Origin of the sequence: Curtobacterium sp. MCPF17_047 (assembly GCF_003234045.1) — a bacterium.
Taxonomy (GTDB): Bacteria; Actinomycetota; Actinomycetes; order Actinomycetales; family Microbacteriaceae; genus Curtobacterium.
In genome coordinates this window covers 87337-112833 of record NZ_QKSF01000011.1, presented here as the reverse complement: position 1 = coordinate 112833, position 25497 = coordinate 87337, and the positions used below count along the sequence as shown (strand labels likewise).

Here is a 25497-nt window from a genome sequence, read left to right as displayed (position 1 = left end):
ACGAGGGGTACAGCGTGCTGAAGGACGGGACGGCCGGGCCGGTAGGAACGAGTCATGACGGCGACCGCGTTCTGCCTCCACGCCCTCGGGTCCAGTTCCGAGGAGTTCGCGGCGCTCCGAGCGGAACTCAGCGGCACCCTCGACCTGGTCGGCATCGACCTCCCCGGCTTCGGGAGCAGCTCCGCCGTGACCGGGACGACCGTCGAGGAGATGGCCGTGCTCGTCGAGCGGGCCATCGGCACGAGTGGCGCCACGGAGTGGGCTCTCGTCGGTCACTCGATGGGTGGCAAGGTCGCCTCGGTCGTCGCCGGCCGCACCATGAGCGGCGCGAACGGCCTGTTCGGGCTCCGAGCCGTCGTGCTGCTGGCCGCCTCGCCGCTCTCCCCGGAGCCGATGGACGAGGAGCGTCGCGCGACGATGCTGGCATGGGCAGCCGACCACGAGATCGGACCCGACGAGGCGGCCGAGTTCGTCGACGCGAACACCGCCCACCGACTCGCTCCCGAGCCGTACGCGTCGGCGGTCCACGACGTGCAGCGCGCCGACCGCGGAGCCTGGACCGCCTGGCTGCTCCGCAGCAGCCGCGAGGACTGGTCCGACACGATCGCCCCGAGCCCGGTGCCAGCACTCGTGCTGGCCGGCGCCGAGGACGGCGACCTGGGGCCGGACGCGCAACGGGAGTTGAACCTGCCGCACTGGCCGCAGGGCGAGTTCGACGTCGTGCCGGGTGCCGCGCACCTCCTGCCGTGGGAGCAGCCCCGGGGCGTCGCCGACCGGATCCGCTCCTTCTGGGAGCGCCGCGTCGACCACGGTCCCACCGTCCCGACCGTGTCGGCGCGGCTCATCGCCTCGCCACGCGTGAGCGCCCGGACCCGAGCGGTCCTCGCGGCCCGCGCACTGCCGGACGACCCGGCGGCGCAACCGCGCGCACTCTCCGTCGCGCAGCTGGCCACCCTCCGCGCCGTCGCCCGCGTCGTCGTACCGCAGCCTGACGAGCACCAGGTCGACCTGGCCCTCCGCGTCGACGCCCAGCTCGCCGACGGCCTCGGTGACGGATGGCGCGTCGACGGACTGCCCGCCGACCCGGACGCCTACCGGGCCGCACTCGACGCGCTCGCCCCGGAGGCCGCGGTCTCGGACGAGCACCTCGCCGGCGTCCTCGACGCGGTCGACGACGGCTCGTACAGCCCCGTCGGCGGCACCACGGTCGGTGGCGCCCCCGTCGGTGGGGTCCTCGACGCCGGGCAGCTGCGTGCCTGGTTCAAGGACGCCGGTGTCGACCTCGTCAAACAGTGGCTCGCCCACCCGGCGACGATGGCCGCGATCGACTACGACGGCTTCGCCAACGGCGGGGACGGCGTCCGCAAACAGGGTTTCCAACTGCTGGGAGCCGGACAACGCGAAGCGTGGGAACCGGACGGAGCAACACCATGAGGCTCGAACACCAGCGGCGCCACGGCGAGGACGAGATCGTGGACGTCGTCGTGGTCGGTACGGGGGCCGGCGGCGCGCCGTTGCTCGCGAGCCTGGCCCGGGCGGGCCTGCGGGTCGTCGCGCTGGAGGCCGGCCGCAACACCGAGCCGGGCGACCACCTGCCCGACGAGGTCGAGGCTCCCGCGGACATCAACTGGATGGAGGAGCGGATCAGTGGCGGCGGGGCCCCGACCGCCTTCGGTCCGAACAACAGCGGCACCGGTGTCGGCGGTTCGACGCTGCACTGGGGCGCCTTCACGCCTCGGCCGAGCGCCCACGACCTGCACCTGGCGACGGAGTCCGGGCAGGGGCACGACTGGCCGATCGACCACGCCGAGCTCATCCGGTCCATCGAGCAGGTCGAGCACGACGTGGGGGTCGCCGGCCCCGCGCACTACCCGTGGGACCCGTCCCGTCACTACTCGATGCGCCCGCCGGGCCGGAACGCGTCCTCGGACATGATGATGCGCGGCGCCGCGGCGGTCGGGATCACCGCCACCGACGCCCCCGTCGCCCTGACCACCAAGGACCGCCACCAGGAGCACCACGGTCTCCGGCACGCCTGCGTCTCGTGCGGTTCCTGCCACCAGGGCTGCCGGAACGGCGCGAAGGTGTCGATGGACACCACCTACCTGCCGGCCGCGGTCGCCTTCGGTGCCGAGATCCGCCCCGAGGCCTTCGTGCACGGCATCGAACTCGACGCCCGCGGCGAGGTCGAGGCGGTCGTGTACCGCCAGGACGGCCAGGACCACCGGCAGCGCACCCGCGCCCTCGTGCTCGCCGCGGGTGGGGTCGAGACCCCCCGCCTGCTGCTGCACACCGGGCTCGCGAACAGCAGCGACCAGGTCGGTCGGAACTTCACGGCGCACGGCGCCACCCAGGTGTGGGCCCGCTTCGACGAGTCGATGCGCTCCTACCGCGGCTACCCGTCCTCGATCATCAGCGAGGACTTCGTCCGACCGACCGACGCGGACTTCGCCGGCGGGTACCTCATCCAGAGCCTCGGCGTGCAGCCGCTGACCTTCGCCACCTCCCTGGTCCGCGGCGGCGGTCTCCGCGGCGCAGCGCTGGTCAGGGCGATGCGCGACTACCCGCACATGGCCGGGGTCGGCATCAACGCCGAGTGCCTGCCGTACCCGGACAACCGGCTCGTGCTCGGGAACGAGGTCGACGAGCACGGCATCCGCAAGGCCACGATCACGTTCACCCCGGGCGAGAACGAGGAGGCGATCGGTCGGCACGCGGTCCGGACGATGACCGCGATCGTCGAGGCGGCCGGCGGACAGGATGTCCGGGTCCTCGAGCGCACCGCGCACACCATCGGCACCGCTCGCATGGGTGCCGACGCCGGCAGTTCCGTCGTCGACGCGGCGGGCCGGTCCTGGGACGTCCCGAACCTGTGGGTCTGCGACAACTCCGTCTTCCCGAGCGCGGTGATCGCGAACCCGGCGCTGACGATCATGGCGCTGTCCCTGCGGACGGCGGACCGGATGCTGCGCGACGACGCGACGGCGGACCGGGCGGCGGGGTCGGTGGCCGCTGTCTGATCTCCCCTGGATGACGGTCGGGCCGCTACCACTTCTATGACGAGAACGTCAACCCCTGAACGCCTGACGGACAACTGGGTACCGTTTCAGTCAACGAGTTTCGCTCGGCGTCCAGTGCATCGAACGTCAACGGAGCGCTGACAGGGACAGCAGCGACCCGACCGCCCCTCCGGTGGTCGACAGGGAGACGATCATGACCAGCACGCTCGACGTCACCGCCCGACGGGCGGAGACCAGCACGTGGGCCACCGACACGGTACGACCGGTGCGGATCGAGGCGTCCGGGACCTCGAGCGACGCGGTCGTCGCCGACATCGGTCGTCTCTACGACGGCCGCGAATGGCAGGCCCGGACCACCGACCACCCGTTCGCCTACCGGTACAGCGCGGTCGGCGACCGGGACGTGACGCTCCGCCGGTCCCAGATCGGTGGACACATCCGCGGGGCCATCCCCCGCTCACCCGACTACGTCGTGCAGTGGATCACGTCCGGGCAGGGCGTCCCCGACGTCACGCAGGACCGGGTGCCGCTGCAGCTCGACGTCCCGATGCTCTTCCCGACCTGCCGTGAGTTCGTCTTCGAGTACGAGGACTACGACCAACGGCTCGTGCACCTGTCGCGCCCGCTCGTGCACGAGGTCGCCGACGAGATGTTCCACACCGGTCAGGTCGTCGATCTCGGCATCGACCACCTGCGGACCCTCGACCCGACTGCGATCACGCAGTGGCGGAACAGCCTGGCACTGCTCTCCCGGGAGCTCCGGACCGGCGGGGTCGACACCCTGCTCTGGCACAACCTGACGCGTGGGACCGCGGCGGCGTTCCTCCGGATGTACCCGCCGACGGTGACGGCCCTGCCGCCCGCCGTGCTGCTGCCCCGACGGGCACGTCTGCGCGCCGCCGTCGAGTACATCCACGAGCACGTGGCGGAGCCGATGAGCGTCTCGGACATCGCCGGCGCCGCCGGACTGAGTGTCCGTGCCACCCAGGAGGCGTTCCAGCGGCACCTGGACCAGACGCCGATGACGTACCTGCTCCGGACCCGACTCGAGCGGGTCCGCCGGGATCTGCTGCAGGCCGACCCCTCCGGCACGTCCGTCCAGACGGTCGCCCGCCGCTGGGGCTTCGCGCACCTCGGCCGTTTCTCGGCGGCCTACCGCAACGAGTTCGGCGAGTACCCACGGGCAACGCTCCGGAGCTGACCTGAGCGGGTCCCGCTCCGGCGGACGGCCGACAGGCCCGGTGCAGTCGCACCGGGCCTGTCGGCCGTCCGTCGTCTACCGGACCGACCGCACGGTGCTGACCAGCAGGTCCTCGAACGTGCTCGTCGAACCGGCACCGCCGAGGGAGATGAGCCCGATCCGCGGTGTCGACCCGAGGTCCGCCGTCCAGGTGCCGCCGCGCACGAAGTGCCGACCGTCGACGCTGGTGTACGCCGTGTAGCGGTGCTCACGGTCGACGAGCCGGTGCACGATCCGGAGCGTGGTCGCGTCACCGACCGGCCCGACGACCATGTTGCCGTAGGTCGGCGCGCCCTCGGGCTGCCCGCTGACCTGCTTGCCGAACTCCGTCTGCCGCGTGTTGAAGATCGAGTTCGAGACGAGTCGGACGTAGTTCCCGTCATCGCCGTAGACCACGAGCCCGCCCTGCCGGTAGTTGAACGAGTCGCCGGTGGCCGGGGTGTCCATCCGCACGCGGGTCTCGACGACGTAGTCACCGGCGGGTGCCGCTTCGGTCAGCACCGACGCGAGCGGGGTCTGCGGTGGGTGCAGGTCCGCGTCCTGGGTCTGCCACGAGAAGGCACCGCCCCGGACCCGGTAGGTCGACGGATCGGGCTGCCGCGTCCAGGTCAGCGCCGGCGGCAGCGCGTCACCCCGGAAGTCGGTGGACAGCGACCGGATCGTGCGGGCCGGCACGTCGACCGGGGCGAGGCGCGGACGGTACGCCGATCGCTGCCCCGGCTGTGCGGCCGGAGCGGGCTGCACCGAGTCCGACGGTCCTGCTCCACCGCGGACGACGGGCCAGCCGCCGACCCAGTCGAGCGGGTCGATGAGCGCCGGGCGCTTCGTGTAGCCGGTCTGCCCCGCGTAGTACGGGTCGTTGCGGTCCACGGCGTGGTAGATCACCCAGTCCTGACCGGCGAAGTCGGTGACCACCGTGTTGTGCCCGGTACCCACCCAGCGGTTGCCGTTCTGTGCGAGCAGGGGCGAGCCTCCGACCCGGGTGTCGGTGATCGCGACGCCGTCACGGTCGCGGAAGGGTCCGAGCGGGCTCTTCGAGCGGGCGACGAAGACGCCGTAGCCGGTGAGCGAGCCGTTGCAGCAGTTCGTCGCGGAGCCCATGTAGTACCACCAGCCGCCGTGCCGCATGAGGTACGAGCCCTCGTAGCGGTTGTCGATCGCGATCTGCCGCTCGGTCTCCGGCAGCGAGCGCAGTCCGTCCGCGGTGAGCTGTCGGACGTGCACGCCGCCGAAGTAGCTCCCGAAGTACAGGTAGGTGCGACCGGAGTCGGTGATGACCTCGGGGTCGAACGACCACCGGAAGCCGTCACCATTCGGTGCGGTCTGCGGAGCGACGACCGGTCCGCCCGAGTCCGTCCACGGGCCGGTCGGGCTGCTGCTCGTGGCGACGCCGATCGCCGATCCACCGCCGGTGGGGCCGGTCGCCGACGGGGTGTCCGACGCCGTGTAGTAGAGGAACCAGGTGCGGCCGCGCTGGACGACTTCGGGCGCCCAGATGCCGTTGGCCTCGCCGACCCAGGCCGGCTTCGTGGTGAACGCGTCGCCGACGTACGTCCAGTCCGTCAGGTTCGTGGACCGGTAGGTCGGGACGCTGTGCTGCACGAGCTCACCGGTGGCGGTCTCCTCCGTCGCCGTCAGGGCGTCGGTCGTGCAGTACAGGTACCAGTTGCGGTCGCGGCCGACCCCGTGGATCGCGGTCGGGTCGGCGCAGCTCGCCGCCGTCTGGCCGTCCGGGAGGCGCAGTGCCATCGGGTTCTGGTGTGTCGCCGCCGGCGCGTGGCCGCGTCCGGCGGTGGCGGCGGCGCTGGTCACCGCACTGGTGGATGCAGGACCGGTCGAGGCAGGACCGGTCGAGGCAGGACCGGTCGAGGCAGCACCGGTGGTTGCGGTCGTCGTCGGTGGTGGTGCGGCGGTCGCAGGTCCGGCCAGGGCCTGCGCCCCGACGATGGTCACGGCCGCGAGGGTGATCGCGATGGTTCGGCGCACGGGACAGCCTCTCGTCGTTGAGGAGGTGGTGTCCGGAGCGTAGCCCCGCCACGCTCCGGAGGCCAGGGGCGTCGTCCGGATCCTCGCCCTGATCGCACGTGCCGACGTGCCAGCTGGTGACGAGCCTCCAGTCCGTCGGTTCCGGCGGGTAGAACTGGGGACATGACCCGACGCAGCCCGAGCCACCCCACCCCCGACGTCCCCGGAGCCGGCCAGGAGTCGGTGTGGGACTACCCGCGTCCGCCGCGCGTCGAGCGGACCGCGTCCCGCGTCGTCGTGCGGCTCGGTGGCCAGGTCGTCGCCGACACGATCGGTGCGGTCCGCGTGCTCGAGACCAGCCACCCGCCGGTGTACTACCTGCCGATCTCGGACTTCGCGCCCGACGCCCTCGTCCCCACCAGCGGGTCGAGCATGTGCGAGTTCAAGGGCAGTGCCTCGTACTTCGACGTGCACGGCGGCGACCGGGTCGTCCGGCGGGGTGCCTGGACCTACCCGACGCCGTGGCAGGGGTACGGCGAGCTGCGCGACCTGGTGGCCGTGTACCCGTCGCAGATGGACTCGTGCGAGGTCGCCGGTGAGCGTGTCCGCGCGCAGGAGGGCGACTTCTACGGTGGTTGGATCACCGCGGACATCGTCGGGCCGTTCAAGGGCGAGCCCGGGACGCTCGGGTGGTGACGGGGGCTCCGCTGCCGTCCGGCACCACCCGTCGTCGCGTCGAGCTCCGCCTGCACAGGCCGTGGTTCGCCTGGGGTGCGCGGCCGACCGTCAGCGTGGACGGCGTCGGACAGCCGGCGCAGTGGGGGTCCGGCACCTGGGTGCTGCCGGACGAGGGCACCGTCGAGTTCGCCGTCTTCTGCGTCAACCGCAGCTGGCGGTTCGGTGCCGCCTCGATCCGCCTCGACGCCACGACTGCCGCGGGCGCGGTCATCGCGTACCGCGCCGGCACACTGCCCGTCGGGGCGGGGACGCTGGTCGTCGAGCGCAGCTGACGGAGCCGGTCAGGCCCGCTCGGACCGCCGCGCCGCGAGGAAGCGGGTGCGCTCGGCGAGGTCGTCGACAAACTCCTGGTGCTCGGGCTCGAGCAGGTCGTCCGCGGCGGGTTCCGCGAGGAGGGGGACGCCCGGGCCGAGGAACACCTCGACCGCGATCGGCACGCCCGCGATGTCGACGGCGGGGATCGCGACGAGGTCGCTGCTGCCCGTCTGCCCGAGCGCGACCGCGTACCGCATCACGGCGGAGGCGGCGGCACTGCTGGTGAGGACGGATGTCAGTCCGTAGACGACGTACTTCATGGTGAGCCGGTTCTGACCAGTTCGATGCATGCACGGCGGAGGCCGGCGGTGGTGTGCACAGGTGGACCCCCAGGAGGAGCGGGGCACCCGCAACCGAGTCAGGGCAACGGTCTCGTCGGGAACGCACGCATCGGGATGGTCCGTACTCGGCTCAATGTACACCGGCGGTACGACTGCGACGGTGGCGGGCACCCAGCCACCACCGGAGTTGTCACCGGCACCGGTGGTCAGCCCGGTGCCGTCACGAGGACCACGAGCACTGCTGCCAACCCCACAGCGACGATCCCCAGGTCGAGGACCGCGAGCGTCACCAGGCGCGTCCGCAGGGGGCGGACGGCCCCGCGGACGACGACCATCGTGAGGAACAGGACCACGACCACCACCAGTGCCGGCCACCCCACCGCGGGCTGCCGGATGCCCATCAGCACCATGACCGCCGCGACCAGGACCGTCGTGACCGCACCCCACGCGAGCCAGTTCGAACCCGAGCGCGTGCGGAGCGCCGGCTGGTCACCGACGCGCGTCGGGTCGGGTCGTGGTTGCTGGTCGTCGGACACGACCCGGACGGTACGCCGAGCGGGGTGACGACCCGTTCGGGGCCCGTCCTGTCGCGGCGGTGACGGGGGCGCGGCCGGACGGGAGGCGCGGGGCGGGCCCGCACCGCGCCTCCCGTCCGTCGCCCATCACCCGTCACCGGTCGCCGGTCTCCGGTCACTCGTCACCGAGTGTCAGCTGCCGTCCGTCTCCAGCGCCGCGGTGAGCTTGACGATCGCGTCGGCCGCGTGGGCGAGGGTGGCGCGCTCCTCAGGCGTGAGCGCGCGTTCGGCGGCAGCCAGGACACGGGCGGACCGGCGGATCCGGAGCTCGTCGATCACGGTCCGGCCGGCGTCGGTCAACGAGATCAGGACCCCTCGTGCGTCGGTCGGGTCCGGGGTCCGCTCGACGAGCCCCTGCGCCTCGAGGTCGGCGACCGTGACCCGCATGGACTGGTGCCGCACCCGTCGGAGTCGCGCCAGCGCGGCGATGCTCTGAGCACCGTCGCGGGCCAGGAAGCCGAGTGTCTCGACCTGGCCCTCCGGAGTGGCCTCGGAACGGCGGACGGCGCGGGTGCTGTCCCCGATCGCGCGGCGCAGGGCGTTCGCGTCGTCGAGCGTGAAGTCGCGGAGGGCCATGGACGGAAGTGTACAGGTTGGCTGTACACTTCCGCTCATGGAACTCACCAAGCACACCCATGCCACCGTGGTCCTCCGCGACGGCGACCGCAGCGTCCTCCTCGACCCGGGCGCCTACACGGCGACGTCCGCCGACCTCGTGGCCGCAGCCGACGCCGTGCTCGTCACGCACGACCACCCCGACCACTTCGACGCCGACGTCCTCGGCGCGGCCCTCGACGCGCAGCCGGGCCTCCGCATCTGGGCGCCGGCGTCCGTCGTCGACGCGCTCGGCGACCACGACGGCCGTGTGGTCGCCGTCTCCCCCGGCGACACGATCACCGCCGGCGGCTTCGAGGTCCGCGTGTTCGGCGGCGACCACGCCGTCATCCACGCCGACGTGCCGCCGATGAGCAACGTCGGGTTCCTGGTCGACGGCCGCGTCTTCCACCCGGGCGACTCGTACGCGGTGCCGGGCGTGCCGGTCGAGACGCTGCTCGTGCCGACGTCCGGGCCGTGGGCGAAGCTCGGTGAACTCGTCGACTTCGTCCGTGCCGTGCAGCCGACGCGGGCCGTGCAGATCCACGACCTGATGCTCAGCGAGGTCGGCAAGGGCTCGTTCGCGCAGTTCGCCGGTCAGCTCACCGGGGTGGAGCTGGTGACGCTGGCGGACGGCGAGACGATCACGGTCTGAGCAGTCCGGACGACGAACGGACCGCGGGCCGACGCGAGGTGGACGTGTCGGCCGGCGGTCCGTTCGGTCGTGCCGGCCGGGCGGCCGGGCGGTCCGTTCGGTCATGCCGGCTGGGCGGTCATGCCGGCCGGGCGGCCGGCTCCGTCGAGGTCAGCCGATGCGGAGCTCGCTGGTCATCGGGCAGTCGAACGGATCGCGGGCGGCCAGTCCGACGCGGTTCAGGTACCGGACGACGATGCCGTAGGAGCGCAGCAGCGTGGTCTCCGTGTAGGGCACGTCGAGGCTGTCGCAGTGGTCCCGGACCAGGAGCCGCGCCTGCTTGAGGGCGGGGCGGGGCATCGAGGGGAACAGGTGGTGCTCGACCTGGTAGTTCAGGCCGCCCATCAGGAACGACACCCACCAGCCGCCGCGGATGTTGCGCGAGGTGCGGACCTGACGGGAGAAGAAGTCGACCTTCGCGTCGTGCGCGATGGTCGGCATGCCCTTGTGGTTCGGGGCGAACGAGGCGCCCATCATCACGCCGAACACGGCCAGCTGCACCCCGAGGAACGCACACGCCATCCCGAACGGCAGGAACACGAAGACCACGGGCAGGTAGATCGCGAACCGGGCGAGGAGCATGACGCCCTCGACGACGCGGTCACGGCGGTCGCTCTTCCCGTCGACACCGCGGAGCACCGAGGTGACCGCGTGCCGGTGCAGGTTGATGCCCTCGAGGGTCAGGAGCGGGAAGAACAGCCACCCCTGGTGCCGCACGAGCCAGCGCATCGGTCCGCTCGTCGCGGCCGCGTCCTCGGGGATGAAGACGACGCCGTCCGGCGCGATGTCCGGGTCCTTGCCGATCGTGTTCGGGTTGCCGTGGTGCCGGGTGTGCTTGTTCATCCACCACGAGTACGACAGGCCGACGACGAACGTGCCGAGCCAGCGGCCCGCACGGTCGTTCCACTTGCGGGAGTCGAACACCTGCCGGTGGGCCGCCTCGTGCGACAGGAACGCGAACTGGGTGAACAGCACGCCGAGCGCGCCCGCCACGATCAGCTGGAACCACGAGGAGCCGAGCTGCGCGAAGACGACCCAGCAGGCCGCGGACGCCACGACGAGGGCGGCGAACACGGACCAGTAGAAACCGCGGCGGCGTCGGAGGAGCCCGGCGTCCTTCACCTGCTGCAGCAGTGCCGAGTACGTCGACGTGCCACCGGCGCGCGGCCCGTTCGCGGTGCCGGTCTTCCGGTAGGGGCTGGTGATCACGGACTCGGTGGACATTGGGGTGCTCCCGTCGACGGCGCTGGCGGATGCCCATCTCGCGATGTGGACAGATCGACCGTACTGAGGACGTGACACCGACCGCAAACGTGCCCGTTCCTCAGATCGATGCGCTCGAACGTCCCGATCGGCGGCCCTGCCCGGGTCTGCGGGGAGGACAGCCGTCGGCCGCTCCCGGAACTCACGGGCGACCTCCAGCGTGCGGACGTCGTCGTGGCCACGGCGTCCAGTTCGCGCACCCCTGTCCACCGCCCGACCGTCGACGCTCAGCCGGTGCGTTCCTCGATCCCGTACACCTCGCGCCGCATGCGCGTGAAGCGTCCCTGGTTGCTGAAGCCCCACTTCTCGGCCACCGCCTTGATGGTCTTGGTCGGGTCGTGCAGCAGTTCCCGGTGGGCTTCGGCGAGTCGGGCGCGGCGCAGGTAGGTCATCGGCGTCATCTCGAGGTGCCGCTGGAAGCCGGCCTGCAGACCGCGCGGTGACACCCGGGCGGCTGCGGCGATGTCCTCCATCGTGATCGCGTCGGCCAGGTGCGAGTCCATGTACGCGACGGCCCGGCGCACGGTCGCTTCGCCGGCCCCGACGCCCGGAGGGACGCGGGTGACCACCTCGAACGGCAGGGCCGTCGTCGCCAGTCCCAACAGGTAGTCGAAGGCCGCGGTGCGGATGATGTCGTTCTCGAACGCGGACTCGACCTGCACCACGCTCCGGTGGACGTGCGACACGGCCTGGACCCACAGGGCAGCGTGCTCGGGCCGAGGGTGGTGTCCGCGCAACCGGACGACGCCACTGTCCGCGCCGCTCGCTCGGACCGCACGGCGGATGAGCGAGGCTTCGGGCAGGTTGACGACGAGCAGTTCCGAACCGTTGTACTCCGCAGCGGTCTCCTCCTGGCCGAAGATGACGCCTCCGGCGTTCGCGCCGTCACCGTGCACCGTCGCGAGGCGGCCGCCGAGCAGCATCGCCGACGTGAAGACCCCTTCGGGCTCGACGGTCACCTGGGCGTGGAACCCCATCGTGAGGCGAGCGAGGCTGAGCTGTTCGTCGCCGCGGATGTCGGCCTGGAAGTGCACCTTGCCCCGCGGGGGGTCGAACCGCACCTTCGGGTACATCTGTCCGAGGACTGTCGCGACCGTGTCGATGTCGTCCGTGTCGTGCTGCAGCGTGAGCGTGGTCATCGCGAGTGGTCTCCTACCTGCTCTGCTTGCAACCAGACCTCCCCACGCTAGACCCGGCGACACCCATGCCTGCACCTCGGTCTTGTCGCGGGGCCGCTTCAACCCGCCGCGCTCCGCGGATCAGGCTCGGAGCGAGCGCGTCGCGTAACCGCGTTCCGGGGACTCTTGTTGAGCAGAGCCGCGGGCCTCCGTACGGTGGAGGAACCGGGCCACTTTGCGGTCCTGTCGTCACGATGGTCTCCGCGGCATGTGGAGCGCTGGCACAGCAGGACGGTCCGGCAGCGATGAGGCTCTCACAGCCTCATGGAAGGCCGGTCCCATGACCGCCACAACTGTGTTCCTGCCCTCCGCACTCGTCCACGAGGGCACTCCTCGCACGGCGGGCGCCACTGCGCTCGGGAGAACCGGCAGACTCTGCTTCCACGTCCTCGGGGAGACGCGGTGACGACCGACGCGCTGGCGGAGACCCCGGTCCGCCCGATCGTGGCAGTCGCTGGCACTGACACCGACGGCGCCATCCAAGACCTCGCCGGCATGTACGCCGGCCGCGCGTGGCACTCCTCGCCGGTCAGCTCCGACTACTGGTACAAGTACGTCGGCGTCGGCGACGGCCAGATGAGCATCCGACGTTCCCAGATGCACGGTCGTCTCCGGGGCGACGTCGCTGTCGAGGGCGAGGTCGTCGTGCAGTGGATCGACTCCGGTGATGCCCGTGTCGATGTCGGCCGTGACGAAGTGCAGATGCAACCGGGCGTCCCGACGCTGTTCCCGATCGAGCAGCGGTTCGAGATGGCGTACGAGGACTGGGATCAGCGTCTCGTACACCTGAACCGAGACCTCGTTCTCGACGTCGCCGCCGAGCAGCACCTGGTCGACGGCACGCTCGGGTTCGACCGCAGCGTCACGCCCACAGCCAGCGCAGTCATGCGATGGCGCAGCTCGGTTGCTGCTGCGATGCAGGCGCTGCGCTCAGGCGGAACCTCCTCCCTGGCATGGCACGAGGCGCAGCGCGACGTCGCCCGATCGCTGTTCGGGCTCTACCGGTTCCAGAGCGAAGGGTTCCCCCACGGTTACGGGGACCGCAAGAACGTGCGCGTCCGGAGGGCAGTCGAGTTCATCCACGAGCACGCCGGGGAGCCGTTGAGCGTCGCGGACATCGCCCGAGCGGCCGATCTCAGTGTTCGCGGACTCCAGGAGTCGTTCCAGCGCATCCTCGATCGCACACCGATGACGTACCTCCGCGAAGTGCGACTCCGCCACGTCCACGCCGATCTCCTGCACGCGGACCCGATCGCCACTTCCGTCGCGGATGTCGCGTCGAGATGGGGGTTCGCGCACATGGGCAGGTTCTCCAACGCGTACCTCCAGCGATTCGGCGAGTACCCGCGGGTGACCCTCCGCCGTTGACCGAGATGCTGCTGGCCGACGAGCAGGCGCGGTGATGGACCCGTTCACTCCCGCCCGCGGCGGCACGACATCGGTGACGCTCCACGGCTACGGCGAGGTGTTCGGTCTGTTCGCGGGTGTCAGTGGTGGCGCGGATCCCGAATACCAGCAACAAAGGGCGTTCCACGGGATTCGGGATTTTGTTCCAAGCCAGACGCTCCACGCTCCCCGTGCAGCGGCAGTCAACTGCAGTTCGCGCGCCCGCGACGAGGTCGTCGGCGATGAACCGGCACCCGAACGTCGGATCGTCCCGATGCGCATCGATGGCGGCGTTGGTCAGGTGCGCGTCGTCCCAGTCCCGCTTGGACACGGGGCTGGCGCGCCACCGATAGAACGCCTGCTTCGAGAAGCCCAGTACCCGGCAGGCCACCGCGACAGGAACACCGTCGTCGGCGAGTTCGAGGACCAGCGGGTAGATCATTTTGGGAGTTGTGACTGGGCGAAGTACGCCGCTGCCCGACGGAGGATCTCGTTCTCCTGCTCGAGCAGCCGGATCCGTTTCTGCGCCTCCCGCAGCTCAGCCTGCTCCACCGCTTTCGCCGACGGCGACACAAGAGCACCGACGCCATCGTCGCGGTCCGCGAGGCGCAACCAGCGGGCCAGGCAGTACTCGGACACACCGAAGTCCTTCGCGACCTGCCGCACTGACGTCTCGCCCTTCCGGGCGACCGCGATCACGTCACGGCGGAACTCTTCCGGATACGCCTTCACCATGGCGCACATCCTTCCAGCAGGAGCCAATGCCCCTACCTGTCAGGAGTCAACCAAACCTGCAGCAGTCCCGTGCCGGTTCGGCGCAGCCCAATCGCCGGCTGTATGCGCACGCAAGAACGCCCCCGTCCTGAGAGCGGGGGCGTCCGTCGCGCGTTCCTTGTCAGCGATGTGACTGGGCGCGTTTGTTGCGTTGACGGTCGAAGACCTGCCCGACGAGAAGCCCGAGGACGATTCCGAGAAGGCCGTAGCACAGTGGCGCTACTTCGCTGTCCTGCAGCCCGTCGAGGCTGCAGATTCCGAAGATGACGAACCAGCCCGCCACAGGAATGCAGGCAAGGACAGTGCCCCACCGACGATTAGCGAACGCCGAAGCTACCCCGAACGCGAGGCCGACAACCAGACCGAGCAAAACTGTCATGAAGTGCTCCTAGCACTTCGGCCAGGTCGGCCACCAGGTTGCGAAGAGCGGCACGGCACCGACAATGTGGATTCGCAAGCACTTACCGCCAGCAAGCTGTGGCGTGCCATACGCGGCAAGTACGGCGCAGGCGACCGTAGCCACCCTCAATCCTGGCACCGGCGACTTGGAGAACAGCGCAGCGCACGACGCCACAGTGCCGATCGCCTTCAGGCTTTCGGACCTGTTGAGGCTGATCGTCCAGTACCCCGGGAACGAGGTGATCTTCGGGTCAGCGACTACTGGGAACACAGTGTCAGCCGTATAATCCAAGTGTTGAGTGAGGGTGGTCCCGTCGACCGTGTAGTGAGTTGCGACTGCCTTGCCGGTGGCGTCAACCGCCCACGGAGCGTCGACCCCGGCGAGGAGGTTCCCCTCCGCGTCGCCAACACTTACTCGTCCGTCAGGGAGCGTGTAGAGCTCGGTCCCGCTTCCCAGATCCCATGACGCAGTACCGACGCTCGACGAGGCGAAGACAGCTGCGAAGCGAGTCGACGTAGCCGTCAGCGCATCTGCCGTGTAAACGGCGTTAGACCCCTGGTCAGCACCGACCTCCACCGACAGAGCGGGCGTCTCGTCTGTCGCAGCGATTTCGGCAATGTTCCCCGGCTCCAGGACCTCCGTTGCCCCAGGGACCGTGTCGTCCTGCAGGCCAACGGCGAGCTCCGCTCGCTCGACAAGTGCAGGAGCGGTGCTCGCTGTCAGTGTGCTCGAAGCGTTCGCTGGCCCGGCGGTCAGCGAAGCAGCGAGAGCCGCCACCGTTACGGCGACGGCGGCAAGATGTAGTCGTTTTAGTCGCACGAAGCGACCCCCCTTTGGTATTGCGCCGTGGCCGCCCCTACGGCCCCCACCCGCGCCTGACCATTCATACAGCGCAGACTTGCTAACCGCATCTCGCCGCCCCGGCGGCGTGCCGCGAGGGCAATCGCACTCCGGTCCGAGCGCTAGGGCAACCGCACTCCGGTCCGAGCGCTAGGGCAACGCTCCAGGACCGGGGCCTGCCGCCGGACTCTTGGGCCCGGTTCTGTATCCAATAGCGGATCCTCGAACGGTCGCCGCAGAGCAGCTATGTCAACAGCGCGGTCAGCTCGTCGCTCAACACGTCGAACGTGCGTTGGTAGATCAGGTGATGCTGGTAGGTACGGACGAGGTACTTGCCCTCGTCGCTGCGCATCTGAATCGAGATGCTGCTACCCGTCGCACTGCCGGCAACACGCCAAGTCAGCCGCGTCGGCAGCTTGCGTAAGCCTCGTCGCGTGGCGCCCCACACCCGGTACGTGAACCGCGAGCCCAGATCGACAACACCCTCCGTCGTCACTTTAGCGGGGCTGCCGCTCTTCTCGGTTAGCCAACCGGCGATGACTTGCACTGCGCGCTCGCAGGGCTGGGGGCTATCGAGCGTGACTTCACGGGTCTCGGCAAGATCGATCATGCGACAGTCCTACAGGGCAGCCCTCCTGACCGCCCAGTAGCCGGTGGGCTACCGAACGCTGGCTCCGGCGCTCTTGATCGTTCCGGTAAGGGATCGGCTATCGGACAGCGTTCAAGCCGGGCTACCGAGTACCGTCGCATCGTGACTGATCGCTGGATCGACAGGGTGCCTGATGCTCCGGGTGGTGTCCCTGGCGCTTGGTTCAACGCTCTCCTAGGCAGTGGCCTTGTGGTGGGTTCGCCGACCATTGCATCCACCACTGGTGACCCCCCGGCAAGTGTCCTGTTCGCCATCGCTGCCCTGGGGCTTTTCGGATTCCTGGAATTCGTCTTCGTCTACAAGCTCTATCAGCGGATCGCCGGTCGACGCGCGCTTTGCGCAGAGCGCGACGACGATCGAGAATCAGATCCCGGGCGTTCATCCAAGGCCCTCACCCGCCCGTAGCCCGATTCCCTACCGAAACGACCAAGAGCGCCGGAGCAGCGTTCGGCAGCCCACCCGCTACCGGACGCACTCAGCGAGCGTCTTGCTGTACCAGCGGTCCGAGTACGGCTCGTCGTTGAACGCGTCGACGCGCTCGAATCCGTTCCGCTCGTACATGGCGCATGCCTCCGATAGGGCAGCGCGAGTGTCGAGCCGGAGCGTGCTGACCACTCGCTCTCGGCAAGCCTGTTCGACGGCACGAAGTAAACGACTTCGCTCGGCAATCGAGCCGATGCCCCCTGCCCGAAAACAGGTCAGGGGGCCTTCGTCGTTCACGGAACCGCCTGCTCGCCATGGGCTCGGGCTCGCCGAACGGCCAGGACGAGGTCCAGAGCACTGCTGAGCCACGCTCTGGCGGCGCCAGCAGCCTTCACAGACAAAAGAATGACCAGGAATCCCGCTAAGACCGAACACGCCACAGCTCCGCCTCCAGGATTCGAACCCGGACCTAACGGCACCAAAGGCCGTCGTGCTGCCATTACACCAAGGCGGAACGCCCCCGGAGGAGCTCGACCATCTTCCCATGTGCCCGACACTGGTCGTGCGCCGCCGATCCACGCCATGATGGACGGATGCCGCCAGAGGACGAGGTCGACCGGATCGTCGCGGCGTGGGGTCGGGAGCGTCCGGATCTGGACTTCGCCCCGCTCGACGTGCTGTCGCGGGTCGACCGGCTCGCCCGGCACCTGGACCGCGCCCGACGTCAGGCGTTCGAGGCCGGCGGGATGGAGCCGTGGGAGTTCGACGTCCTGTCGGCACTCCGGCGCGCGGGCGACCCGTACGAGTTGAGCCCCAAGACGCTCCTCCAGCAGACCCTGGTGACGAGTGGCACGATGACGAACCGGGTGGACCGCCTCGCCGCCCGCGGGCTCGTCGCTCGCCGGACGGACCCCCGTGACGGCCGAGGCGTCCTCGTGTCCTTGACGCCGACGGGTCGGAGCGCGGTGGACGCGGCGATCGCGGACCTGCTGCAAGCCGAGCGAGCGATCCTCGCCGGGGTGTCCGACGGCGAGCGGGGCCAGCTGGCGGCACTGCTCCGGCGACTGATCCTGGGCCTGGGTGACTAGCGCTCGGCTCGACCGGCGCGGGGAGTCTCACACCCCGAGCTGCTCCGCGACCTCGAGCCACCGCTCCTCGAGCTGCTCCACCTCGGCGTCCAGCGCGGTCAGCTCCGCCTGCAGCTTGCCGAGCCCCTCGTAGTCCGACTGGTCGTGCGCGGCGAACGCGTCGAGCCGCTTCTTCCGGTCCTGGGCGAGCTTGCCGATGCGGCGGTCGAGCGCCGACATCTCCTTCTCCACCACGCGACGCTCGGCGCCGGACAGGGTCGGCGTAGCCGTCGCCGCTGCCGGACGCAGCCCCGAGGCGGCGGCGACGGCCGAGGATCCGGCCGTGTCGGGCCTCCCGGCCGATGCCGCGGCAGCAGCCGACGCCGTCCCGCCGCCGGTGCCCGCAGCACGCAGCTTCATGTACTCGTCGACGCCACCGGGCAGGTGGCGGAGGTGCCCGCCGAGGACGGCGTACTGCTGGTCGGTGACGCGCTCGAGCAGGTACCGGTCGTGACTGACGACCAGCAGCGTGCCCGGCCAGGTGTCGAGGAGGTCCTCCATCGCGGCCAGCATGTCCGTGTCGAGGTCGTTCGTCGGCTCGTCGAGGATCAGCACGTTCGGCTCGTCGAGCAGGATGAGCATGAGCTGCAGGCGGCGCTTCTGCCCACCGGACAGGTCCTTCACCGGGGTGGAGAGCTGCTCCGACGTGAACCCGAGGCGCTCGAGCAGCTGCGACGGCGTCATCTCCTTGCCGTCGGCGACGTAGCTGGTCTTCTTGCGCGCCACGACCTCGCGGACGCGGTCCTCGGCGAACTGGGCGAGGTCGGCGAGCTGCTGGTCGAGGACCGCGATCTGCACCGTCTTGCCCGTCTTCACCCGGCCGGTCGTCGGCTGGAGCTTGCCGGAGACCAGGTTGAGCAGCGTGGACTTGCCGGCGCCGTTCGGGCCGAGGATGCCGGTCCGCTCACCGGGCGCGATGCGCCACTCGATGTCCTCGATGATCATCGTGCCGTCGAAGGACACGCCCGCGTCGATGAGGTCGACCACGTCCTTGCCCAGGCGCGCCGTCGCCATCTGGGACAGTGCGACCGTGTCACGGATGGGCGGGACGTCGTCGATGAGGGCGTTCGCCGCGTCGATGCGGAACTTCGGCTTGCTCGTGCGGGCCGGCGCGCCGCGGCGCAGCCAGGCGAGCTCCTTGCGGGCCAGGTTCTGCCGGCGCTGCTCGCTCGACGCGGCCTGCCGGTCACGCTCGACGCGCTGCAGGATGTACGCCGCGTAGCCGCCCTCGAAGGGCTCGACGACGCCGTCGTGCACCTCCCACGTGTCGGTGGACACGGCGTCCAGGAACCACCGGTCGTGGGTCACGACGACCATGCCGCCCTGGTTCGCGGACCAGCGGCGGTTGATGTGCTCGGCCAGCCACTGGATGCCCTCGACGTCCAGGTGGTTGGTCGGTTCGTCGAGGAACAGCACGTCCCAGTCCCCGACCAGGAGGCGCGCCAACGCCACGCGACGCCGCTGCCCGCCCGACAGCTCGTCCACCGTGACGTCCCACGGGATGTCCGACACCAGGCCGCCGATGACGTCGCGGATCTTCGCGTCGCCGGCCCACTCGTGCTCCGCGAGGTCGCCGACGACGACCTGCCCGACGGTCTCGCCCTCCGGCAGGATGTCCCGCTGGTCCAGGTAGCCGATCGTCACCCCGCGACGGTGCGTCACCCGACCGTCGTCCGGTTCGAGGCGCTGCGCGAGCAGGGCGAGCAACGTCGACTTGCCGTCGCCGTTGCGCCCGACCACGCCGATCCGGTCGCCCTCGTCGAGGCCGATGGTCACGCTGTCGAAGACGACACGGGTGGGGAACTCGAGATGCACGTTCTCGGCGCCGAGGAGATGAGCCACCTGACCAGGGTAGGCGGACGCGGGGGTCGCGTCCGCCAGGGGTGGGTGTCGGGCGGTGGCGGCGGGCCGGTTTCGGCCGGCTGGCCGGTTCCGGCCGGCTGCGCACAACGAGATCCGGCTCGCGCCGTGGGATTCCGTGGCGCGAGCACGATGTCGTTGTGCGGGTCCGGCTCGCGCCGGGTACGGCGGCCGGCCGGGAGGCGCGGCTCAGGCCGTCCGGTCGAGGAACGCCCGCCAGTGCTCCCGCTCGATCATCACGACGAGGAACATCGCCCCGAACACGATCGCGAGGATGCCTTCGACCCAGAGCATGAAGTCATCACGCGCGCCGAGGGACTGCCCCGCCGCCAACGGCACCCACCCCGCGGTGAACCAGAGCGTCCACTCGCTCTGCCGCAGTCGCAGGAGCGCCAGACGTCGGAGCACCCGGACCCGGTGCGGCTCCGCGGGTGCACGACCACGGAGGACACGGTCGACCTCCCGCCGCTCGCGCATCGACATCCCGGACAGCGGGTCCGACCACATCGCCGGCCGCGAGTGCGCCCGTCCGATCCGCACGATCCGCGTGACCCCGATCGCCCACACGACGAGCCCCAGCACGAAGACGCCCGAGCCGATGAGGAACTGCGTGTCGGACGGCCGTCGAGCGGGCATCGTCGTCCGCACGGCCAGCCACGCCCCGGCCGCAGCAGCGAGGACGACGACTGCGGCCGCCGCCGCCAGCCGGACACGACGACGCCGGCTGCGGTCCGGGTCACTCGAAGTCGGTGGTTCGTCGCCGCCCGACAGGAAGGCGGACCGCTGGTCCACCAGGTCCCACCGGCGGTCGTCGACGGACAGCGGTGGCACGTCGGCCCAGGCGTCCGGCCTGGAGGCCCTGCTCACGTCGCCGGGGTCGGGTCGCCCTCGCCGGCGGCTTCCTTCGCCCGCTTCAGGCGCGCCTGCGCCTCCCAGTACTCGATCTCGCGCTCGAGCTCGGCGAGTTCCTGCTCCGTGCTCGTGACCCGCTTGTCCCCGTGTGCGCTCTTGGCGGCACCGAGGGTGGCGTAGCGGTCCTCGTGGCGGGTGGGTTCCAGGTACCGGCCGTGGTTCCGAGGACCGGCAGCCCAGTCGTGCCCGATCGCGAACCAGACGATGCTGCCGACGACGGGCAGCAGGATCACGAGGATGATCCACGCGACCTTCGGCAGGCCCCGGACCTCGCTGTCGGTGCGCGTGATGATGTCGATCAACGCGAACACGAGCAGGACGACGCTCACGCCGGACAGCAGGATTCCCATGGCTCCGGATCCTATGGGTGTGCTGAGTCCAGCCGCTACGCCCGCCTTCGTGGGGCGGGTCGGCCCCGGTAGGGCTGGTCTCCTCCGCCAAGCGACAGATCAGCCGCAGAACCCGGCGCTGATCTGTCGCTTTCGCGGACTGGTCAGAGCGCGGCGACCCACTCGTCGGAACCGTCCGTGAAGCGCTGGTGCTTCCAGATCGGCACCTGCTCCTTCACGAGGTCGATCAAGGCAGCGCAGGCTGCGAAGGCCTCTGCCCGGTGTCCGGACGCCACGGCTGCGGCGAGCGCGACGTCCCCGATGCCGAGGGCGCCCACGCGGTGCAGCACGGCGATGCGGACCTCGGGGTGCTGCTCTGCGATGGTCCGGGCGACCGAGGCGATGACGTCACCGGCGCTCGGGTGCCGCTCGTAGTCGAGAGCGGTGACGCCCTTGCCGCCGTCGTGGTCGCGGACGACGCCGGCGAACGTGACGACCGCCCCGTCGTGGTCGGAGGCCACGACCGCGGACACCTCGTCCACGGTGATGTCGCGGTCGACGACGTCCGCCACGACGACCCGCTCGGCTGCGGTGGCGCTCACGAGGCGCTCCGCGGGGCGTGCCCGTCGCCGTGCAGCTGGGCGAGCAGGTGGTCGAGGAGTCCGTCGAGCACGGCCAGCCCGTCGGCGACCCCGCCGCGGGACCCGGGCAGCGTGACGACGAAGGCCCGACCGCCGACGACCCCGGCGACTCCACGGCTGAGCAGTGCGGTGGGGCCGGCTCCGGCGAGGCCGCGGCGCCGGATCTCCTCGACGATGCCGGGGAGTTCCAGGTCGAGCAGCGGCGCGACGGCTTCGGGGGTGCGGTCGGTCGGGGTGACACCGGTGCCGCCCGTGGTGATGACGACGCGGGCGCCACCGCTGACGGCTGCGGTGAGGGTGTCGGCGACGGGACCGCCGTCCGGGACGATCGCCGGGTCGCCGACGGTGAACCCGCGGGTGCGGAGCCACTCGGCGATGACCGGCCCGGTGTGGTCGAGCGCGGGGTCAGTGGCGGCCGAGGTGGACACGACGAGGACGGCCGCGCGGCCCTGGTCGACTGCGGCGTCGGTCACGATGCGCTCCAGTCGCCGGAACGCCCACCGTGCTTCTCGAGCACCCGGATGTCGCTGATCACGGCGGCGCGGTCGACGGCCTTGACCATGTCGTACACGGTGAGGGCGGCGACGCTCGCTCCGGTCAGGGCTTCCATCTCGACTCCGGTGCGGGAGGTCGTGCGGACGGACACCTGGATCACGACGCGGTCGTCGGCGCCGGTGATGTCGACCTCGACTCCGGCGATCGGCAGCGGGTGGCAGAGCGGGATGAGGTCCGACGTTTTCTTCACCGCCATGATCGCCGCGATCCGGGCGGTGCCGATCACCTCGCCCTTGGGCAGCGAGCCGTCGAGGATGCGGGCGACGACGTCCGCCCGGGTCACGAGTGTGGCGGTGGCGGTGGCGGACCGCGCGGTGACGTCCTTGTCGGAGACGTCCACCATGTGCGCGCTGCCGTCGGCGCGGACGTGGGACAGGTCGGTCATCGGATGCTCCAGACGGTCAGGACGTCTCCCGGGTCGACCTGACTGGTGCCGACCGGGACGTGGACGAGGTGTGTGGCCTCCGCGTAGTGCCAGAGCAGGTGTGAGCTGGGCCCGCCGACGAACTGCACGCGGCCGTCCACGATCGTGCCGCGCCGGACCTGGTGCTTGCCTGCGGGTGAGGAGGCGGAGTCGGCACAGGGCACGTCGACGCTCGGACGGGCATCGGGCAGGCCGGCGGCGCGGGCGAGGACCGGGCGGAGGAACACCTCGAACGACACCAGCGCCGAGACGGGGTTGCCGGGGAAGGCGATGACGGGCACCGACCGGTCGGCGATCGTCACGCTGCCCAGGGCCTGGGGACCGCCGGGCTGCATCGCGACCGGCGTGATCTCGAGTCCGCGGGGCTCGAGAGCCTGCCGGACGACCTCGTACGCCCCCGCACTGATGCCACCCGTGGTGAGGACGAGGTCGGCCCACTCCCCTGCGGCGTCTTCGAGCGCGTCGACGAACCGTTCGGGGTCGTCGGGCACCCGGACGCGGCGGGTCTCGACGCCCACCTCGGAGAGCGCGGCGGACAGCGCCACCCCGTTCGCGTCGCCGATGACCGCGCCCGCGCTCAGGTCGACGGCCGCCCTGACGCCCGCACGGACGCCCGCGGCATCGTCGTCGAGCAGTTCACTGCCGGTCGACACGACGAGCACCCGGGGACGGCGGAACACATCGACCGCGGCGACCCCTGCCCCGGCGAGCGCGCCGAGCACGGCGGGAGTCAGAGGTTCTCCCTCCCTGGCGATGGCTGCTCCGGCGCGGAGGTCCGACCCGGCGACCCGGACGAAGGTCCCCGCGACGAGGTCGTCCGGCACCGGGACGGACTCGGTGTCGAGGGCTGCGGGGAAGGAGCCGGCCGGAGTCGACTCCACCGGGAACACCGCGTCGGCGCCATCGGGGATCCGCGCTCCGGTCATGATCGGTGCCGCGGTGCCCGGCTCAAGCGGCGGGGGCACGAGGCCGGCCGGGATCGGCGCGACGACGCGGAGCGTGGTGCCGGCATCGGCAGCGCGGACGGCGAACCCGTCCATCTGGCTGTTGTCGAACGCCGGCAGCGGTGTCGGCGCGGGGACGGCCGTCGCGAGGACCCGGTACCCGCGCCCCGCGCCGGACGCGACCGCCAGGTCGACCACCGACACCGTCTCGACCGACGCAGAACCCGACCCCGATCCGGGCCCCGCTCCGTGTCCACCGGGCAGCACCGGCTCGACGAGCGCCTGGACTGCTTCCCGGTGCTGACCGATCGTTCGCACGCGCGCCTCCGAATGGTCCTGACGCGGCGCATCGGACGACGCACCGCTCGCGGGCCGTTCCTGGCCCGCATCTGTAGCGTAACGACGGCGCCGACCAGCGCCGAGGACGACCGGAGGACCTGTGGAGAACGAGAAGACGGCAACGATCGGAGTGATCGGTGGTTCCGGCCTGTACGAGCTGTTCGAGCCCGGGACCGCGGACGAGATCGACGTCCCGACGCCCTTCGGCGCGACCTCGAGCCCGATCAGCATCGGCACGATGTCCGGCCGTCGGGTCGCGTTCCTCACCCGCCACGGGCGGACGCACTCGGTCGCCCCGCATCGGATCGAGCACCGCGCGAACCTCTGGGCGCTGCGGTCGCTCGGCGTCCGGGCCGTGGTGTCCTCCAGCGCCGTCGGTGGCCTGCACCCCGACTACGCCCCCGGCACCTTCGTGGTGACGGACCAGTTGATCGACCGGACCTGGGGCCGCGCCGACACGTACTTCGAGGACGAGGTGCAGCACCTCTCCTTCGCAGACCCGTTCGACCCGGTGCTCCGCCGTGCCGCGATCGACGCCATCGCGGCGCTCGACGTGCCGTTCCGTCCGACGGGCACCTGCGTCGTCATCCAGGGCCCGCGGTTCTCGAGTCGTGCCGAGTCCGTCTGGATGCGTGAGGCCGGCGGCCACACCATCAACATGACGATGTCGCCCGAAGTCCCCCTGGCCGCCGAGCTCGGCATCGGCACGGTCAACCTGTCGTTCGTCACCGACGCCGACGCGGGTCTCGCGCCGGCCGCGGACGCGACGACCGGCAACGACCAGGCCGCCACCGAGGCCCCGGTCACGCACCAGGCCGTGATGGACCGCCTGGCCCGCGCGAACGAGGTGATCGTCCGGGCGATCGGCTCGATCGTCGCCGCGGTCCCCGACGACTACACGCCGCGCGAACTCGTCCCGGCGAGTGCCTCCGCCCGCGTGCTGGAGCTCCGCCCGTGACCCGCCTGCTGGTCACCGGCGGCGCCGGCTTCATCGGCTCGACCATCGTCCGGCAGGCCCTGGCCGCCGGGTACGAGGTCCGGGTCCTGGACTCCCTCCGCACCGACGTGCACGGCGACCCGGAGGCCGTGGTCACCGCCCACCGCACCGCCGGCATCGAGCTGGTGCACGGCGACGTCCGTGACCGGGTGGCCCTCGACGCCGCCCTCCACGAGGTCGACGTGGTCTGCCACCAGGCCGCCAAGGTCGGGCTCGGCGTCGACTTCCAGGACGCGCCGGACTACGTCTCCAGCAACGACGCCGGCACCGCGCACGTGCTCGCCGCGATGGACCGCCTGGACCTCGGTCGACTCGTGGTCGCCAGTTCCATGGTCGTCTACGGCGAAGGCGCGTACACGACGGCCGAGGGCGAACCCCTCCGACCGCCGGCCCGCCGCCGCGAGGACCTGGACGCCGGGCAGTTCGACCCGATCGGTCCGGACGGGCGCCCCCTGCTGCCGGGTCTGATCGACGAGTCGGCAGCGCTCGACCCGCGGAACGTCTACGCGCAGACGAAGGTCGCCCAGGAGCAGCTCGCCTCCTCCTGGACGCGTGCCACCGGCGGACGAGCGGTCGCGCTGCGCTACCACAACGTGTACGGCCCGGGCATGCCCGCGAACACGCCCTACGCGGGCGTCGCGTCGCTGTTCCGCTCGGCCCTGGCTCGCGGCGAGGCGCCCCGGGTCTACGAGGACGGCGCGCAGCGCCGTGACTTCGTGCACGTCGACGACGTCGCCGGTGCGAACCTCGCAGCGATCGCGGCGACCGAGTCCGCCCCGTCGGAGTCCTTCCGGGCGTTCAACGTCGGCTCCGGCACGGTCCACACGATCGGTGAGATGGCCGCAGCGATCGCCGGTCCTGACGGCCCGCAGCCGGTCGTCACGGGCGAGTACCGCCTGGGCGACGTCCGGCACGTGACCGCGTCCTCGGCTCGCATCGCCGAGGAGCTCGGCTGGCACGCGCAGATCGACTTCACGCAGGGCATGCGCGACTTCGCGACGGCACCGCTCCGCGCAGCGGTGCGCTGACGCAAG

Annotated in this window: 26 protein-coding genes, 1 tRNA gene and 1 pseudogene; 11 read left to right on the top strand and 17 right to left on the bottom strand. The window is 71.0% G+C overall.

Features of this window, described 5'->3' with window-relative positions; all coding sequences use genetic code 11:
• The first annotated feature begins 54 nt into the window (after window positions 1-54).
• From DEJ33_RS12515 to DEJ33_RS12505, 3 genes are all read left to right on the top strand, one after another.
• Window positions 55-1434: an alpha/beta fold hydrolase gene (locus DEJ33_RS12515; protein WP_111195148.1), complete on the top strand. Its 1380-nt coding sequence runs from the start codon at window positions 55-57 to the stop codon at window positions 1432-1434.
• Window positions 1431-3020, top strand: coding sequence for a GMC family oxidoreductase (locus DEJ33_RS12510; protein ID WP_111079091.1), 1590 nt, complete (start codon window positions 1431-1433; stop codon window positions 3018-3020). Before DEJ33_RS12515 ends, DEJ33_RS12510 begins: the two co-directional genes overlap by 4 nt.
• A 193-nt stretch (window positions 3021-3213) precedes the next feature.
• Window positions 3214-4221 carry an AraC family transcriptional regulator gene (locus tag DEJ33_RS12505; protein ID WP_146242619.1) on the top strand — a complete coding sequence of 336 codons (1008 nt, stop codon included), beginning with the start codon at window positions 3214-3216 and terminating at the stop codon, window positions 4219-4221.
• A 75-nt stretch (window positions 4222-4296) separates the two neighbouring features.
• Here DEJ33_RS12505 and DEJ33_RS12500 read toward each other — a convergent pair whose 3' ends face one another.
• Window positions 4297-6246 carry a family 43 glycosylhydrolase gene (locus DEJ33_RS12500; protein WP_111079089.1) on the bottom strand — a complete coding sequence of 650 codons (1950 nt, stop codon included), beginning with the start codon at window positions 6244-6246 and terminating at the stop codon, window positions 4297-4299.
• 162 nt (window positions 6247-6408) lie between these two features.
• On the opposite strand from DEJ33_RS12500, the gene DEJ33_RS12495 reads away from it, so the two are divergent.
• Window positions 6409-6921 carry a DUF427 domain-containing protein gene (locus DEJ33_RS12495; protein ID WP_111079088.1) on the top strand — a complete coding sequence of 171 codons (513 nt, stop codon included), beginning with the start codon at window positions 6409-6411 and terminating at the stop codon, window positions 6919-6921.
• Window positions 6918-7235, top strand: a complete 318-nt coding sequence (locus DEJ33_RS12490; RefSeq protein WP_146242618.1) for a hypothetical protein — start codon at window positions 6918-6920, stop codon at window positions 7233-7235. The genes DEJ33_RS12495 and DEJ33_RS12490 overlap by 4 nt, the downstream gene beginning before the upstream one ends.
• Before the next feature lie 9 nt (window positions 7236-7244).
• Here DEJ33_RS12490 and DEJ33_RS12485 read toward each other — a convergent pair whose 3' ends face one another.
• From DEJ33_RS12485 to DEJ33_RS12475, 3 genes are all read right to left on the bottom strand, one after another.
• On the bottom strand, window positions 7245-7538 hold the full coding sequence (locus DEJ33_RS12485) for a hypothetical protein (protein WP_111079086.1): 294 nt from the start codon (window positions 7536-7538) through the stop codon (window positions 7245-7247).
• 227 nt (window positions 7539-7765) lie between these two features.
• Window positions 7766-8095 (bottom strand): hypothetical protein, encoded by a 330-nt coding sequence (locus tag DEJ33_RS12480; RefSeq protein WP_111079085.1) that lies wholly within the window; start codon window positions 8093-8095, stop codon window positions 7766-7768.
• A 171-nt stretch (window positions 8096-8266) separates the two neighbouring features.
• Window positions 8267-8710 (bottom strand): MarR family winged helix-turn-helix transcriptional regulator, encoded by a 444-nt coding sequence (locus DEJ33_RS12475; RefSeq protein WP_181436616.1) that lies wholly within the window; start codon window positions 8708-8710, stop codon window positions 8267-8269.
• Between the two features lie 37 nt (window positions 8711-8747).
• Here DEJ33_RS12475 and DEJ33_RS12470 point away from each other — a divergent pair, with 37 nt between their 5' ends.
• The gene (locus DEJ33_RS12470) at window positions 8748-9383 is read left to right on the top strand and encodes an MBL fold metallo-hydrolase (RefSeq protein ID WP_111079083.1); all 636 of its coding nucleotides are present in this window, start codon (window positions 8748-8750) and stop codon (window positions 9381-9383) included.
• A gap of 150 nt (window positions 9384-9533) precedes the next feature.
• On the opposite strand, the gene DEJ33_RS12465 is transcribed toward DEJ33_RS12470, so the two are convergent.
• Window positions 9534-10646, bottom strand: coding sequence for an acyl-CoA desaturase (locus DEJ33_RS12465; RefSeq protein ID WP_111079082.1), 1113 nt, complete (start codon window positions 10644-10646; stop codon window positions 9534-9536).
• 266 nt (window positions 10647-10912) lie between these two features.
• Window positions 10913-11824: a helix-turn-helix transcriptional regulator gene (locus tag DEJ33_RS12460; RefSeq protein ID WP_111079081.1), complete on the bottom strand. Its 912-nt coding sequence runs from the start codon at window positions 11822-11824 to the stop codon at window positions 10913-10915.
• A gap of 441 nt (window positions 11825-12265) precedes the next feature.
• On the opposite strand from DEJ33_RS12460, the gene DEJ33_RS17500 reads away from it, so the two are divergent.
• Complete coding sequence (locus DEJ33_RS17500; RefSeq protein WP_220034037.1) at window positions 12266-13231, top strand: helix-turn-helix transcriptional regulator; 966 nt, start codon at window positions 12266-12268, stop codon at window positions 13229-13231.
• Window positions 13232-13445: 214 nt separating this feature from the next.
• Here DEJ33_RS17500 and DEJ33_RS17620 read toward each other — a convergent pair.
• The 3 genes and pseudogenes from DEJ33_RS17620 to DEJ33_RS12440 all read right to left on the bottom strand — a co-directional run.
• Window positions 13446-13984 (bottom strand): annotated as a pseudogene (locus DEJ33_RS17620) (transposase); the annotation flags it as partial.
• A gap of 160 nt (window positions 13985-14144) precedes the next feature.
• Window positions 14145-14402: a hypothetical protein gene (locus DEJ33_RS16945; RefSeq protein WP_146242617.1), complete on the bottom strand. Its 258-nt coding sequence runs from the start codon at window positions 14400-14402 to the stop codon at window positions 14145-14147.
• A 1105-nt stretch (window positions 14403-15507) separates the two neighbouring features.
• Window positions 15508-15873: a hypothetical protein gene (locus DEJ33_RS12440; RefSeq protein ID WP_111079078.1), complete on the bottom strand. Its 366-nt coding sequence runs from the start codon at window positions 15871-15873 to the stop codon at window positions 15508-15510.
• A gap of 141 nt (window positions 15874-16014) precedes the next feature.
• Here DEJ33_RS12440 and DEJ33_RS16940 point away from each other — a divergent pair, with 141 nt between their 5' ends.
• On the top strand, window positions 16015-16317 hold the full coding sequence (locus DEJ33_RS16940; protein WP_146242616.1) for a hypothetical protein: 303 nt from the start codon (window positions 16015-16017) through the stop codon (window positions 16315-16317).
• A gap of 460 nt (window positions 16318-16777) precedes the next feature.
• Here DEJ33_RS16940 and DEJ33_RS12435 read toward each other — a convergent pair.
• Window positions 16778-16849 (bottom strand) — tRNA-Gln (locus DEJ33_RS12435).
• Window positions 16850-16928: 79 nt separating this feature from the next.
• Here DEJ33_RS12435 and DEJ33_RS12430 point away from each other — a divergent pair.
• Complete coding sequence (locus DEJ33_RS12430) at window positions 16929-17423, top strand: MarR family winged helix-turn-helix transcriptional regulator (RefSeq protein WP_111079077.1); 495 nt, start codon at window positions 16929-16931, stop codon at window positions 17421-17423.
• Window positions 17424-17450: 27 nt separating this feature from the next.
• Here the strand turns inward: DEJ33_RS12430 and DEJ33_RS12425 are convergent, their stop codons facing one another.
• From DEJ33_RS12425 to glp, 7 genes are all read right to left on the bottom strand, one after another.
• Window positions 17451-19304 (bottom strand): ABC-F family ATP-binding cassette domain-containing protein, encoded by a 1854-nt coding sequence (locus tag DEJ33_RS12425; RefSeq protein WP_111079076.1) that lies wholly within the window; start codon window positions 19302-19304, stop codon window positions 17451-17453.
• Between the two features lie 207 nt (window positions 19305-19511).
• Window positions 19512-20189: a hypothetical protein gene (locus DEJ33_RS12420; protein ID WP_146242615.1), complete on the bottom strand. Its 678-nt coding sequence runs from the start codon at window positions 20187-20189 to the stop codon at window positions 19512-19514.
• Entirely contained in the window at window positions 20186-20584 is a 399-nt protein-coding gene (locus DEJ33_RS12415; protein WP_111079074.1) for a PLD nuclease N-terminal domain-containing protein, read from the bottom strand. The genes DEJ33_RS12420 and DEJ33_RS12415 overlap by 4 nt, the downstream gene beginning before the upstream one ends.
• A 143-nt stretch (window positions 20585-20727) precedes the next feature.
• Window positions 20728-21165: a molybdenum cofactor biosynthesis protein MoaE gene (locus DEJ33_RS12410; RefSeq protein WP_111079073.1), complete on the bottom strand. Its 438-nt coding sequence runs from the start codon at window positions 21163-21165 to the stop codon at window positions 20728-20730.
• Window positions 21162-21677: a molybdenum cofactor biosynthesis protein B gene (locus tag DEJ33_RS12405; protein ID WP_111195147.1), complete on the bottom strand. Its 516-nt coding sequence runs from the start codon at window positions 21675-21677 to the stop codon at window positions 21162-21164. Before DEJ33_RS12405 ends, DEJ33_RS12410 begins: the two co-directional genes overlap by 4 nt.
• Window positions 21674-22144 carry a cyclic pyranopterin monophosphate synthase MoaC gene (gene moaC / locus DEJ33_RS12400; protein ID WP_111079071.1) on the bottom strand — a complete coding sequence of 157 codons (471 nt, stop codon included), beginning with the start codon at window positions 22142-22144 and terminating at the stop codon, window positions 21674-21676. The genes DEJ33_RS12405 and moaC overlap by 4 nt, the downstream gene beginning before the upstream one ends.
• Window positions 22141-23445 (bottom strand): gephyrin-like molybdotransferase Glp, encoded by a 1305-nt coding sequence (glp, locus tag DEJ33_RS12395; RefSeq protein WP_111195146.1) that lies wholly within the window; start codon window positions 23443-23445, stop codon window positions 22141-22143. The genes moaC and glp overlap by 4 nt, the downstream gene beginning before the upstream one ends.
• A gap of 121 nt (window positions 23446-23566) precedes the next feature.
• Between glp and DEJ33_RS12390 the strand changes: the two genes are divergently transcribed.
• Both DEJ33_RS12390 and DEJ33_RS12385 read left to right on the top strand, forming a co-directional pair.
• The gene (locus DEJ33_RS12390) at window positions 23567-24424 is read left to right on the top strand and encodes an MTAP family purine nucleoside phosphorylase (protein ID WP_111195145.1); all 858 of its coding nucleotides are present in this window, start codon (window positions 23567-23569) and stop codon (window positions 24422-24424) included.
• Window positions 24421-25491 (top strand): NAD(P)-dependent oxidoreductase, encoded by a 1071-nt coding sequence (locus DEJ33_RS12385; protein WP_111195144.1) that lies wholly within the window; start codon window positions 24421-24423, stop codon window positions 25489-25491. Before DEJ33_RS12390 ends, DEJ33_RS12385 begins: the two co-directional genes overlap by 4 nt.
• Window positions 25492-25497: the final 6 nt, after the last annotated feature.

What these genes read in the sequence shown, in the direction of transcription:
- DEJ33_RS12515 (WP_111195148.1), top strand. Translation starts at nt 55, where the DNA reads ATGACGGCGACCGCGTTCTGCCTCCACGCCCTCGGGTCCAGTTCCGAG.
- DEJ33_RS12510 (WP_111079091.1), top strand. Translation starts at nt 1,431, where the DNA reads ATGAGGCTCGAACACCAGCGGCGCCACGGCGAGGACGAGATCGTGGAC.
- DEJ33_RS12505 (WP_146242619.1), top strand. Translation starts at nt 3,214, where the DNA reads ATGACCAGCACGCTCGACGTCACCGCCCGACGGGCGGAGACCAGCACG.
- DEJ33_RS12495 (WP_111079088.1), top strand. Translation starts at nt 6,409, where the DNA reads ATGACCCGACGCAGCCCGAGCCACCCCACCCCCGACGTCCCCGGAGCC.
- DEJ33_RS12485 (WP_111079086.1), bottom strand. Translation starts at nt 7,538, where the DNA reads ATGAAGTACGTCGTCTACGGACTGACATCCGTCCTCACCAGCAGTGCC.
- DEJ33_RS12475 (WP_181436616.1), bottom strand. Translation starts at nt 8,710, where the DNA reads ATGGCCCTCCGCGACTTCACGCTCGACGACGCGAACGCCCTGCGCCGC.
- DEJ33_RS12470 (WP_111079083.1), top strand. Translation starts at nt 8,748, where the DNA reads ATGGAACTCACCAAGCACACCCATGCCACCGTGGTCCTCCGCGACGGC.
- DEJ33_RS12465 (WP_111079082.1), bottom strand. Translation starts at nt 10,646, where the DNA reads ATGTCCACCGAGTCCGTGATCACCAGCCCCTACCGGAAGACCGGCACC.
- DEJ33_RS12460 (WP_111079081.1), bottom strand. Translation starts at nt 11,824, where the DNA reads ATGACCACGCTCACGCTGCAGCACGACACGGACGACATCGACACGGTC.
- DEJ33_RS16945 (WP_146242617.1), bottom strand. Translation starts at nt 14,402, where the DNA reads ATGACAGTTTTGCTCGGTCTGGTTGTCGGCCTCGCGTTCGGGGTAGCT.
- DEJ33_RS12440 (WP_111079078.1), bottom strand. Translation starts at nt 15,873, where the DNA reads ATGATCGATCTTGCCGAGACCCGTGAAGTCACGCTCGATAGCCCCCAG.
- DEJ33_RS12430 (WP_111079077.1), top strand. Translation starts at nt 16,929, where the DNA reads ATGCCGCCAGAGGACGAGGTCGACCGGATCGTCGCGGCGTGGGGTCGG.
- DEJ33_RS12415 (WP_111079074.1), bottom strand. Translation starts at nt 20,584, where the DNA reads ATGGGAATCCTGCTGTCCGGCGTGAGCGTCGTCCTGCTCGTGTTCGCG.
- moaC (WP_111079071.1), bottom strand. Translation starts at nt 22,144, where the DNA reads ATGACCGACCTGTCCCACGTCCGCGCCGACGGCAGCGCGCACATGGTG.